Source organism: Bradyrhizobium sp. LA6.1 (genome assembly GCF_040547805.1).
Classification (GTDB): domain Bacteria; phylum Pseudomonadota; class Alphaproteobacteria; order Rhizobiales; family Xanthobacteraceae; genus Bradyrhizobium; species Bradyrhizobium barranii.
Genome location: NZ_JBEPQK010000034.1, coordinates 24,742 through 37,221 on the forward strand (window position 1 = coordinate 24,742; position 12,480 = coordinate 37,221).

Consider the following 12,480-nt stretch of genomic DNA (forward strand, 5'->3'; position numbering starts at 1 on the left):
CGGCGCGGGTCATGGCCCGCCAATTCCCTTGCATGCGATCCAGGAAGGCCCGAGGGCGCTGCGAATGAAACGGCCGAATCTACCTGTCCATTACTACCACGACCATTTCGTCGAGATGCTCGCGTTTGTCAGAGCGACCTACGGCTCGATTCTGACGGACGAGCACGACGCCTTCGTGTTGCGGTTTCAAAGCCTTTCCAAGGACGCGCAATGCCTGCTGATCCGGATGGTCAACCGGCGGGGCGCGATCTTCAATCGGTCGCTGTTCAGATACGCCGAGATTTTGGATCTGGACCGCGCGGCCGACGACTTGCTGGCTTGCGGCCAGGCGAGGCTACTCAAGGACGAGGACTATGCCGCGTTCGTCTCGTGCCTGCCCAAGGAAGCTCTGGTCACCGGTGCGAAGGCGGCGGGGCGGACCGACATCCGCGTCTCTTGGCCGAAAGCGAAGCTGGTCGATTACTTCTTGGCGCAGGTTCCGTTCAACGTCGCCGCCGAGCATTGTGGGGCGGCGAAGTTCATCGCCTTGTATGACGTCCGGCCGCTCGAATTTCTCCTCTACCTGTATTTCGGCAAGATCGAGGAGGACTTGAAGAACTTCGCGCTGCGCGATTTGGGCATCATGCGCACCAACGAGGCCACTTCGTTCAAGGCCCGTTTCACGGATGGCGACGAGGCGAGGGCCTGCTTCCACTACAGCCGGCTTCTCGATCGGCTCGAGGTCAAATCGCCGGCCATCTACCAGGGTGCCGTCACCGACATCTTCGGCGGTCCGGATTGCCCGAGCGATTATGCCGCCGATCTCCGGAGCCGTGCCGCCTGGCAGGTCGGTCAGTTCTTCGAGAAGCTGGGCGAGACGGACCTCGCCAAGCAGCTTTATCGCGCCGGTTCGTCGCCGGAGTGCAATGAGCGGTTGGTCCGTCTGCTTTACGGCGCCGGCAACAAGGCAGATGCGGAAGATCTGTTGCGGCGGATGATCGACGATCCGGCCAGCGACGGCGAGTTCGTCTTTGCCACAGATTTCTTCGCCCGGAAATTCGGCGGTCGCCGGACTGGATCATGCACCGAACTGCTTCGCGCCGGCGTTACTCTCACTGTCGACGACGTTTATCGCGGAAATCCGGAGGCCGGCGTCGCCGGCGTCATGCGCCGCAGAGGCTACCGGGTCTTCTTCACCGAAAACACTCTTTGGCATTCTCTTTTCGGGCTGCTGTTTTGGGACGAACTTTTCGAGTCCGATCTGCTTCACAGCAGTTTCGATTGGGTGCCGCATTGCCTCAAGGATCGGAGCTTCGCGCGTCGGTTTGCCGCCCAGATCGACAACAAGCTCGATGCCGTTCGATCGGGAACCGCGCTCAATCTGCTGCTGCGGCCGATCGCTTCGAATTGGGGCCGTCCGAACGGCATCTTCGCCTGGGACCACGTGGACGTCGATGCGCTGCGAGCGCTTCTGTCGGGAGCCGGCGGGGAGGGGATCGCAACCATCGTACGCTCGTTGTGCCAGAATTTCCGCGACATGCGCGATGGGTTTCCGGATCTCATGCTGGAGAAGGACGGCGTCGTCTCCTTCATGGAGATCAAGGCGGAGGGCGACGCCGTCCGCCGCAATCAACTGACGCGGTTGCGGCAACTTGGGGGCGCCGGCATCCGTGCGGAGATCGGTCGGGTCGATTACCGTTTCGATCCTGAGCAGGATTACGTGGTGGTCGACGTCGAGACGACGGGGAGTTGGGCGTCAGGCGATCGGATAACGGAAATCGGCGCTGTGAAGATTCGCAACCACCAGGTCGTCGACGAGTGGCATTCCCTGGTGAATCCACAGCGAGCCATTCCGGCCAAGATAACGCAGATCACAGGCATCACGAACGAGATGGTGCGAGATGCCCCGATCTTTTCTGAGGTCGCCGATAGCTTCATGCGATTCATGGGCGACGGTATCTTCGTCGCCCACAACGTCAATTTCGACTACGGATTCATCAGTTATGAATATGAACGGCTCGAACGTCGCTTCCGGTTTCCGAAGCTGTGCACCGTAGCAGGAATGCGTCGGCGCTTTCCCGGGCACAAATCGTACGGTCTTGGAAAACTATGCGCGCTTTACGGGATCGAACTTGAAACGCACCACCGTGCGCTGTGCGATGCGAGAGCGACAGGTCACCTTTTGAACTTGATGAATATCGAGCGGGAAAGCCTCGAGCCCGACCGTGCCGATGAAGCGGCCTGACAAACAGCCCGACTCAAACCAATTCAGGTCGAGATTGTGGCGGGCTTCGTGTACGAAAGCCGCACCGATCGAATCCGGAGCGAACCGATTCCCCAACTCATACTCGGCCTGATCTACCTGCTGCTCGTGACCCGCTTCATCTGGCCGCTGGAGCTGCCGCTCTCGATCAAGATCGTGGCGGCGGTGCTCGCGTTGGTCGCATTGCAGTTTCACCGCTGGAGCAAACTCTCGTCGGGCTCTGTATTCTCTCCGGAGTTTCCACGCCCGGTGGTCGTCCTCTTCAACTGGGCGTTCGGCGCGATCATCTTGCTGGTGCTGCTGCAACTTCTGCTCGATAGCGGGTTGCTGTTCGGAACGCTGATCCACGGTGGCATCGTGAGCGCGCCCGACGGCGCTCGCTATGCATTGGCTGCGTTGGCTGCCGTCGCGGCCGCGGTCGGCGTCCATCAGGCGATGCGGATTCCGCCGCTAAAAGACATCGAAGTCGGTATCCAAGGACTTCCTCGACAATTCGACGGCTACACCATTCTGCAGTTGACCGATCTTCACATCAGCCGGTTGTTTCCCGCTTCATGGGCGATCGCCGTCGTCGAGCGATCTAACGAACTCGGCGTGGACCTGATCGCGATCACGGGAGATCTGATCGACGGCACGCTCGATGCGCGACGCACCGACTCGAACCGTTGCGGGACCTGAAGGCGACCGACGGCGTCTATGTGATCTCCGGCAATCACGAATACATCTTCGGCTACAGCACGTGGATGGCGCACTTCGCGACGTTGGGTCTCCTGTCGCTTGAGAACAGGCACATCGTTCTTGAACGCAACGGCGGCAAGCTGGTCCTCGCTGGCATCACCGACCGGGCATCGCGCCGTACAAGACGTCCCGTTCGCGACCTAACCGCGGTGCTCGAAGGCTCCCCCAAAGGCGTCCCAATCATCCTGCTGGATCATCAGCCGAGCGACGCGCTGCATGCTGCGGTGCTCGGAGTGGCTCTGCAACTCTCTGGACATACGCACGGCGGATTGATTCTGGGGATCGACCGGTTGGCCGCGCGCGCCAATGCCGGCTATGTCTCGGGCCGTTACGACGTCGACGGTATGACGTTGTACGTGAACAACGGTACCGCGCTATGGCCGGGCTTCGCACTGCGGCTGGGTCGCCCCTCCGAATTGACGCGGACTACGTTACGCAAAGTGGTGCCACCTGACCACGAGACGACCGGCGATGGACTCGCATTGGGCGAGGCGCCTTGCTTCCGCAACCCTATCACAGATCCGCGCGGGAGCCCTGCGTCACCGGTTGAGCGGGATCTTCCTTAACACCGCGGGCGACGATCCGGAGCGCCCCGTCCGGGAGCCGTCGCTGGAGCTTGAGCGCCTCGTCCGCAGGTGCCGTCATCCAGGTTTCCACTTCTTCGGGCGTCGTCAGGATCACCGGCATCGCCTTCGGGTGGATCGCGCCGACTTCGGCGTTCGGCTCCGTCGTGAGGAACGCATAGAGGTCGTTGGTGGTCTCGCCTTCCTTAACCTTCCGGACCGACATCCAGCCGGTCCAGATGCCGGCGAAGCACGCGAGCGGGCGGGTGTCGTTGAGCGCGAACCAGATGTCGCCACCCTCGGCCTTGTTGAACTCGCTGAAAGAGTTGAACGGAACCACGCAGCGGTTTTCCGCTCCGAGCCATCGCGTCCAGTGTTTGCTTTTCACGTTGCGGATGTTGGTCGTTCCTCCGTCGGGCTCTAACCGCAGCAATTCCTTGAAATCGACGGTCTTGCCCTTGGCCTGCAGCTTCTCGGCCCGTTTCTTGGTGGCATCCATCAGCGCCTTTGACGACGATGGCATTCCCCACCGTGCTGTGGCGAGCTCGCGACCATCAGCCCCGTTGCGTACGATCGGCGCCCGGTAGTCCGGAAACACGCCGGGCATCGGCGCCAGATTACCGACGTATCGGTTCACGACACGAAACAGCGCGATAATCGCGGCCTGGTTTGTCGTGATCGAATAGAGATTGCACATCGGGCAGGCTTCGGTTCGAGGGTGGCGCGGCTGCCACGCCAACTGTAGCAGAGTTGCGGATGGTCGCCGGCCTGCCTTGGCGCATTTGCGGCAGCGCAGCCGGCTGGCGAGGTCGTGCACGAAGGTGGTCGGCGGATGCTTCATCGCTGCGAGGTCGACGTCGCTCGGCGTCTTGCAGCGGGAGCACCGGATCTCCAGCCAGGAAAAGCCGCCGTTGATCGCCTGATCGATGGTTGGCGACGGGTCGATCGGCTTGCCGTCGGCCCACATGCGCTCGTTCCAGGATTCGCAGAGCAACTTGTCGGCCTGCTGCAGCATGGTCTCGGCCTTGGCCCGCATCTCGACCGACTGCGCGGCGAGGATGTTGGTCATCGCGCGGGCCTTGCCGAGCTCCTTCTGCAGCGCCTTGCGGTCGCCTCCGGAGAGCGGCGTGGGGTGATGTTTCGGTGCCATCCGGACGCTCTCGTTCTCATGTGCGATTAGGCAGAGCGTCGATGGCGAACTAGGCAGCCCTGCTGGTGGCTCGGACGCGTGTGCCCGACTGAAGGTCGTGGACGATCGCTGTCGGCTCGACGGCCTTCGCGATTTCGCAGAGATGGCGGTGATGAGTGAAGTAGACCACCTGTCCCGTGGCGGCCATGCCGGCGAGTAGACGAAACGCTTCTTCCGCGCGAAAATCGTCGAACGTCTCCATGATGTCGTCTGCAAGAAATGGCGGGGGAGCTTGAGCCCTTGCGAACTCGTGATACCCAGCTACGCGAAGCGCCAAATACAGTTGGAATCGCGTGCCTTTCGACAGTTCGGAAGCGATCTTCGAACCGCCGTCGGATCCCTTGGCGATCAGGAGCTCGCTTCCATTCGACGGTTGGGTAACGAGCTCCGAGTAGGCACCTCGACTGATCAGCACGAAGGCTTCCGACGCGCGCGTCATCATCGAACTTCGATGGCGGTCGCGATAGGCCCGTAAAGCCCTGTCGGCCGCCGCCGTCCCAAGCTTCAGTCTGAGATACGCCAATGCCCTGTCTTCGATCGTGAGGAAGACCGTCCGCCGTTGCGCTTCCAGGATCGCGACGGCGGCGTCGCCGCCGACGGCGGTTATCTTGTCCTCCGCCCTGTTCCGAGCGGAGAAAAGGTCGCGGCTGCGAACGTCCTCGTCATCGAAACGCTTTTTTAGGACGATCAGCTCGGCTTCCAGCGACCCTCGATCGATGGTGTCGAGAATGCATTCGGCCTCCTCGACGGTTTCGGCACGCACCCCTTCTAGCAATTCGTCGCGAGCCTTGGCCGAACGCGCCTCGAAATCGGATTTACGGGCGAGCGCGCGCAGACGGCCGTCGACCTCCGTCAAGGATTCGACCCCGAAGAGGTTCATCATCTGGCTCGCTTGGGCCTGCAGTTCCGCGGTTTCATTCGCACGCGCGCTCGCCTTGTCCTGCTCGACTGCGAGCCGCGCTTCGACATCCAGCCGCCTGCCAAGCATCTTCGCGGTGGCCGCGACGCAATCCAGGACGGCCTGGCAAAGTCGGAGAGTGTCCGTGCTCGGTGACAAACCGATCGCGGCGGCGAGCGCGTCGACTTCGGTCCGGAATTGGGTCTGATCGCGCTGCATCTTCGCGATGCGGTCGGCCCACTCCACTCGTTTTTGCAGAGCCGCGTCCAATTGCGCCAGCGCTTCCAGCGTTTCACGCACGACAGCCGTCGTAGGTTCGATTTCGCATTGGCCTAGCCAACAGGTCGCGCACGCCTCCCGCCAAGCCTTGTTCCACGCTTCCTCCGCCAACCGGGCGTCAGCGAGCTTCTTCTCGCGGAACCTCAGGTCGCGCCGTCGATCCGCGATTGCCGCACGCAGGTTCTTGGCTTCGACGGTGCGGTCGAGCGCCACCTGGCCGGTCGCCAGCATCGCCGCGACGTCGTCATCCTGGGAGACATCGACCCCCGCCAAACGCATCGCCTCGGCAGTGCGTTCCCGCGAACCATTCGTTTCGATCTGCGCTTCACGACATTCGCGTTCGGCCGCCAGCAGTTTTCCGTGAGCCTCGATCGCCCGGTCGCGCTTCCGTATCCACAGATTTAGCCCGGCAACCCCAATGTCGATCTCGAGACCGTGTCCGATCGCGTGAAGAGCCTTCTCGATCTCCTCGGCCATCACCGCACGCTTGCGCAGGCTATCCTGCAATTGTCGTCTGGTCTGCTCCAGAGCTGGCCGTATTTCGGCTTGCTCCAGCAGCGCACTATTCAATTCCGCGACGCCTGCAGTATGACCAAGACGCTGCTCCGTGATCAAATCGAGTTTCCGCATCGCGGTCTCGAAGGTGACGGCCGTCTTTGCATCCAATTCCACCTTGTGGATGGCCCAGGCGGCTTCGCGGGCGGACCGCGCTTCGCCGGCGTCCTTATCGCTAACGACACCAACCACGGAACCGAGCGCCTCGATTCTCGCATCAAGGCGTCCCGCCTCGGCGGCGAGGCGATGCTGTTCGCCTTGGCGCGAAGCGATTTCGAGAGCAAGGTCCGCTTCGATCGAAGCCCAACGCTGAAGTTGGTCTTGCGTTGGTACCTGTACCGCGCAGAGCGCATTCCTGTCACCCGTCCAGGGGCGCAACTCGATCAGGCGGTCGTTGAATTCGTCAGCGCGCTCGCGGCATAAGCGATCGGCCGCACGAGATCGCGTGGCGTCGTCGATCTGACGAGCGGTCGCGATGGCTGCGGTCAAGACGCTGGTCGCCGCTTCGTCGAATCCCCCGTCACGTTCCTCGATATTCGCTTGGGCAAGCGACAGCGCCTCGACCGCCTTGTCGACTTCTGCTTCGGCTGCAGCGAGGGCCGCTCCGACTCCCGATCGCCGCTCCATCAGATCGCGAATCGGTCCGGTGACTGCTGCCGGCAGGACAAATCGTGCGGGATCCTGATCCGAGTCGTGGCCGATACGGGCCAGCACCCGCGCGACCGTCTGTTCGGCGAGCCCTAGACTGAGACGACGATCGGGCAGGTCCTTCTCTGCCGTGATGTGCCGCGCCCGCAGGTCCGTCAGCAATTCGATGCGGTCTTCCAGTCCGCAAGCAGAAGCGTTGACGACGAGCCGTTCGAGTTCGTCCCGCAAATCCGCGATGGTCTCGGCAACCGTTTGCGCCTGCGTCGCCAGCTTCGTCTGCCGGGTCATCAGCGTCGGAAGATCGTCGACCCAAGTCGAGGGCGCATCGGGTAACGTCGCAAGCGGAAGAAGATCCGCCCGCAAGGATCGAAAGGTCTGCAGTCTCGGTAGGGCGCTGACGAAGCGTTGCACCTCGTCGATGCGGGCCTGCGTGCGGCCGCGCTCGGCGAGAGCCTCGGTGTAAGCCGACGACGCTTCGTCGCGTTCGATGACGAGCCGCGAGTATTCGGATGCGAGCGTGTCGGTCCGGTCCCGCTCGTCCTTCAGGGCCGCGAGCTCTTTCTTGAGGTCGGCGAGGACTCCCGATCGCTTTCCCGACCGGAAGAAGCTTTCCGCCTCCGCTTTTGCGGATCCGAGCCGATCGCTCAGATCAGCGAGCCCGGCCGTCGCGGAGAAGAGTAGATGACCTAGATCGCCCTTGCTGGCGAGAATACTTTCTCCGCCGGCCTCCAGCGCCTCGTCGTCGAGACAGAACATGGTTTGATAGGCATTGCGATCGAGACCTCCGAGTTCTCCGAGCAGCATGGCCTCGGCAACGGTATTGCCGGCATCGTCCAGAAGGCTGTTGTGGGGGAGTTTGATCCGGGAGAAGTTACGGAGGGTCCCGAAGATCTCGAGTTCGGCTTCGATCCGCATGGTCGGATAAGGGTGCAGAAAGTTGAACCGGCTTTGATGGTGGATGCCGTAAAACAGGTCCATGCACGCCGACATAGCGGTGGATTTACCGGCCTCGTTGGGTCCGTAGACGATGTGCAGGTCGGGGGCGCCGGCGGAGCCCTCTCCGAAATCGATGACCCCGTCCGTGAACTTGCCGTAGCGTCGAAGTCCGAGCTTTCGAATGCGCATCAACGTGCCTCCTGCGCGCTGCCGGCGGCAAGGCGCGCCAGCACCTCTTCCGATCCCTCGCTGGCGAGTCGCCCGATGAGCAGGTCGAGGCCGGTGTCGTCCGGAGCTAGGCTGCGTCGACATTCCGGGGGCAGCTGCGCGAGAAGGTCGCTGACGATACCGTCCGCTTCGGCTCGGAAGGCCTCGGAACCGACGATTTCGTCGCTCATCGTCCTTCGCAGCGCTTCGACGGGGTCCGCGCTCTCCGCCGAATCGACCACCGGCCGTCGGCAGTCGGTATCGATCTTCTCGATCCACACGTTGCCTATCGCTTCCGCCCGGGCCTCGGCTTCGGTGCGCAGGAGATCGGCATCACGCCGGATGCTCCAGGCCATGGATGTCGCTCCGGAAATGGAAAGTCGCGCGACAAGATGATCGGATGCCAATCTGCCGGCCGCGTCTCCGAGCGCCTTATCGAGCCGAGCGGCCAAGTCGGACCACGACGTCGCTCCCGAGGCGTCGACGGCGACGCGTTCGAATTGCGCCAGCCCGACGATGCGCTCGTCGAGAGTGATGGACCCGTCGTCCAGTACGCTGGCTAACGTGACTGATTTGGGACCCTGCTCGCCGACGTCGCGCCCTTGCGGAATGCCCGGCATTACGACGGTGCAGGGGCCCTCGGTCGTCGAGCGCTTGTGGATGTGCCCCAGCGCCCAGTACCGGAAGCCCGAGCCGAGGAGTTCCGCCGTGCTGCACGGCGCGTAGACGTCGTGTGGCGGCGAACCGTCCAGACTGGTGTGCATGAGTCCGATGTTGATGGCGTCGGCGACGGGCGGCCGGTACTTGGCGAGAAGGCTCTCCGGGGCCTGCGGCCTGACGAAGCTGAGTCCATGGATCGCGATCGGTCTCTCCCCGCGATCCCGCTGGATCTCGACGGCGTCGGCCCGGCCGCCGAACAAATGGACGTTTTCGGGAAGGACGAGTTCCTTCGTTATCTTGGACAGAGCGTCATGGTTGCCCCGGATGATGAAGACCTGGATGCCTGCCGCATCGAGGCGACGGAGTTGCTCGGCGAGAAAGCGCGCAGTCTTCATCGACGTCTGCTCGCCGTCATAGAGGTCGCCGGCCAGCAGGAGTGCGTTCACCTGCTCGTCGAGGCACAAGTCGACGATACGCGAGAAAACCTGCCGGCTGGCGTTGCCGACGAATTCCGCCAATCGCGGATCGCGCAGCGCGAGCGAACGCAACGGCGAATCGAGATGGACGTCGGCTGAATGCACGAAACGGTAGGCGCCCATAGTTACAACTCACTCCGGTCGAATCAGCGAAGTCTACCGCGTCGCGGAAAGCATCATTGGTTTATCGGAGACACCGGAGATCGCCGCCCTTGATATCCCCAGCGCTTTGTCGCGACCGCATTCATTCGAACATCGGCCAGCAGCCGTCCTCTTCGTGGCGGCCGGTGCGCTGCTGGCAGGTGTCGTCGAGCAGCCGCTGCCCGACCACCTTCCAGACCGCCTGGGTGCCAGCCAGCCGGATGGCGTCGGCCTTCTGAATCTCGACGATCCGGCCGCAGCGGGAGCACGCCACCCTCAGAACATGCTGGGGAATTTCGGACAGCCGCTGCGCCCGGATGGACGGTCCGGACTGCTTCGGTCTGGCGTCGGCGCTCGGGTCGTTCAGAATCGATTCCCAGTATTCGGATGGAATCGGGTCGGGCGGGCTAGGTGACGGCACTGTACGGGGCTGCCTGCCGACGCCGGCGGCCAGCTTCTCCATCTGCTTCGGGGCCGGCATGCGAAAACTTGCGGGTCGGTGAGTCATAGGCAGTTAGAACATATCATGAACAAGCGAGTCGAGTCCTAAGAGGTCCCCTTCGTGAGAAATCATCCTGTTGGGAAGCCCGGGGATTGTCGGAACCAAGCCGGGCCGTTCGTCTTGAATCCGGCATCAGTATTGGAGTTCCCCCGCTATGGCCCCCCGCGCTAACTGGAAAGGCTTCCTGCGTCTTTCCCTCGTCACCTGTCCGGTAGCGCTCTATCCGGCCACGTCGGAATCCGAAAAGGTCTCCTTCAACCAGCTCAACCGGAAGACCGGCCATCGCATCAAGTACGCCAAGGTCGATGCTGACACGGGTGAGGAGGTCGCCAACGAGGATATCGTCAAGGGCTACAAGGTCGACACCGACACCTTCATCGAGGTGACGAAGGAGGAACTCGAGAACGTTGCGCTGGAATCGACGCGGACCATCGAAATCGACGAGTTCGTCGACCGCAGTGAGATCGACCCGAGGTATCTGATCCGTCCCTACTACCTGGTACCGGACGGAAAGGTCGGTCACGACGCCTTCGCCGTCGTCCGCGAAACCATCCGGGAGATGAACAAGGTCGCTATTGGGCGCGTGGTGCTGACCAACCGTGAGCACATCATCGCCCTCGAGCCCATGGACAAGGGCCTGATGGGGACGCTGCTGCGCTATCCTTACGAGGTGCGTTCTGCGGAAGAATATTTCGACGACATCCAGGATGTCAAAGTCACCAAGGACATGCTTGATCTCGCCAAGCACATCGTCAACCAGAAAGCGGGCCACTTCGAGCCAGACAAGTTCGAAGACCAGTACGAAACTGCCCTCATCGATCTCATCAACCAGAAGCGCGCCGGCAAACCCATCACCGCGAAAGCGCGTCCTCGCGGCGAGAACGTGGTGGATCTGATGGACGCGCTGCGCAAGAGCATCGGAAGAGAAGCGGCGACGGCGGCCGAGGCGCCGAAAAAGTCAACCAAGAAGCCGCGCAAGGTGGCCGCCGGGCAGAAGGAAATGCTGATGCCGATTGCCGGCAAGAAACCAGCCAAGGAAGCCGCGGCGAAGAAGCTGACGGCCAGACCGCAGCGGAAGTCGGCTTAAGGTATCCTTGCGGTGCGTTCACGGAAAGCTCGCTCCGACATGCCGGATGCGTCGAGATATTTCCCGTGCCGGCCGCTCTGTTCGCCCGCTTTGGAAATTCTCTGCTCGCGAGGTAGACAGCACGGCTGATCGCATAACAGCAGTCAGTGGGTGGTGCGGGGAAGCGTCTCATGGCGAGAAAACTGAAAACCTACCAGACCTCGCTGGGCTTTTTCGATCTGGCGATTGCTGCTCCCTCCATGAAAGCGGCTCTGGAAGCGTGGGGCGCAGACAGCAATCTCTTCCATCAGGGCGCGGCGAAGGAGAGCTGCGACCCGGACGTCATCGCCGGGGCCATGGCAAAGCCCGGCGTCGTTCTCAGGCGCCCGGTTGGAACCGACCGACCTTTCAGCGAACATGCCGAACTGCCCACCGATCTTGGCGGCGGCGGACCAACGAAAGCCGCCCGCAAGTCGAATGGCCTAAAGGCGAAGAAACCTTCCTCTCGCCCCATCAACAAGGCTGCCAAACGAAAGGCCGCTCTCGCCTTCGAAAAGGAGCAGAAGCGGCGCCAGCTTGAACAGCCGAAGGAAGAGACTGCCAGGCAGAAGGATCGTGAACGCCGTCAGCAGGCGGTCGACAAGGCGCAGGCTGCGCTGGACAAGGCTAAGCAAGAGCACGCGAAGCGGGCCGCCGCCATCCGGGCCCAGGTCGAGGCTCTCGAGAAGAGATCGCAAGCCGAAAAAGCCCGCTGGGATAACGAGAAGGAGCGATTGGGAGCCGCGCTGCGGCGCGGGCGGGGTTAGAGGACTAGGCTGGCATCGTGCACTGCGCCGGCCCTTCTAATCAGGAGGACATTCTGGGCAGGTATCACCGATCGAGTTCAGCACGTCGCGGACCTCGGCCGCCGCTGCATCAGGGGAGATCCCTGCTGGCGGATCTTCACGGGCGATATCGATCGCTCGCTCCCATGCATGCGGATCGGCGCGGTCCTGCATCCAACCGTGCTCCTCGCACTCGCGGATGGCGCCAGCGTTCTGAAGCACGTCAATCGCCCATCCGCGCATCGTCCGTATCGCCGGCCTTCGCTCACTTGTCATCAGCATGGAAATGGCTCCGGAACGGCGAATCGTTTTGTCCGTCATTCGTTCCGGCCGATAACACATGGCTGGGATTCGCAACGGCGGGAGCTCAAGGTTTGGTTCGAATCTTTGACGCGCAGACGCCCAGTCCCTGAACTTGGTCTTCCTGGCTTTTCATTTGGGCGCGTGCGGCAAGTGCCGACCGGGCTCTCGTGTTGGGGTGGACGGCCCCCTTCCGCCGGTTTGCGTGGCAAGATGGGTCATCGATGACCTGAAACGAGGGAGCCGCCCGTGGAAA

General features: G+C 62.3%; 8 protein-coding genes and 2 pseudogenes. 4 read left to right on the plus strand and 6 right to left on the minus strand.

The window, feature by feature from the left end:
- Nucleotides 1-64: 64 nt before the first annotated feature.
- Both ABIB99_RS42840 and ABIB99_RS42845 read left to right on the plus strand, forming a co-directional pair.
- Nucleotides 65-2,224, plus strand: a complete 2,160-nt coding sequence (locus ABIB99_RS42840; protein ID WP_354181907.1) for an exonuclease domain-containing protein — start codon at nucleotides 65-67, stop codon at nucleotides 2,222-2,224.
- Between the two features lie 87 nt (nucleotides 2,225-2,311).
- Nucleotides 2,312-3,546: pseudogene (locus tag ABIB99_RS42845) on the plus strand (metallophosphoesterase).
- On the opposite strand, the gene ABIB99_RS42850 reads toward ABIB99_RS42845, so the two are convergent.
- The 5 genes and pseudogenes from ABIB99_RS42850 to ABIB99_RS42870 form a co-directional block, all read right to left on the minus strand.
- The gene (locus tag ABIB99_RS42850; RefSeq protein WP_354181921.1) at nucleotides 3,494-4,240 is read right to left on the minus strand and encodes an SOS response-associated peptidase; all 747 of its coding nucleotides are present in this window, start codon (nucleotides 4,238-4,240) and stop codon (nucleotides 3,494-3,496) included. The pseudogene ABIB99_RS42845 and the gene ABIB99_RS42850 overlap by 53 nt on opposite strands.
- A gap of 6 nt (nucleotides 4,241-4,246) precedes the next feature.
- Nucleotides 4,247-4,693 (minus strand): annotated as a pseudogene (locus ABIB99_RS42855) (hypothetical protein); the annotation flags it as partial.
- 49 nt (nucleotides 4,694-4,742) lie between these two features.
- Nucleotides 4,743-8,237 (minus strand): ATP-binding protein, encoded by a 3,495-nt coding sequence (locus ABIB99_RS42860; RefSeq protein ID WP_354181909.1) that lies wholly within the window; start codon nucleotides 8,235-8,237, stop codon nucleotides 4,743-4,745.
- A complete protein-coding gene (locus ABIB99_RS42865; protein WP_354181911.1) occupies nucleotides 8,237-9,514 on the minus strand; it encodes a metallophosphoesterase family protein in 1,278 nt (425 codons plus the stop codon). The genes ABIB99_RS42860 and ABIB99_RS42865 overlap by 1 nt, the downstream gene beginning before the upstream one ends.
- Nucleotides 9,515-9,635: 121 nt before the next feature.
- Nucleotides 9,636-10,013 carry a hypothetical protein gene (locus ABIB99_RS42870; protein ID WP_354181913.1) on the minus strand — a complete coding sequence of 126 codons (378 nt, stop codon included), beginning with the start codon at nucleotides 10,011-10,013 and terminating at the stop codon, nucleotides 9,636-9,638.
- Nucleotides 10,014-10,188: 175 nt separating this feature from the next.
- Between ABIB99_RS42870 and ku the strand changes: the two genes are divergently transcribed.
- Both ku and ABIB99_RS42880 read left to right on the plus strand, forming a co-directional pair.
- Nucleotides 10,189-11,121 carry a non-homologous end joining protein Ku gene (gene ku / locus ABIB99_RS42875; protein ID WP_354181915.1) on the plus strand — a complete coding sequence of 311 codons (933 nt, stop codon included), beginning with the start codon at nucleotides 10,189-10,191 and terminating at the stop codon, nucleotides 11,119-11,121.
- A 170-nt stretch (nucleotides 11,122-11,291) separates the two neighbouring features.
- Entirely contained in the window at nucleotides 11,292-11,906 is a 615-nt protein-coding gene (locus ABIB99_RS42880; RefSeq protein ID WP_354181917.1) for a cell envelope biogenesis protein TolA, read from the plus strand.
- A gap of 36 nt (nucleotides 11,907-11,942) precedes the next feature.
- Here ABIB99_RS42880 and ABIB99_RS42885 read toward each other — a convergent pair whose 3' ends face one another.
- A complete protein-coding gene (locus ABIB99_RS42885; RefSeq protein WP_354181923.1) occupies nucleotides 11,943-12,206 on the minus strand; it encodes a hypothetical protein in 264 nt (87 codons plus the stop codon).
- Between the last annotated feature and the right edge of the window lie 274 nt (nucleotides 12,207-12,480).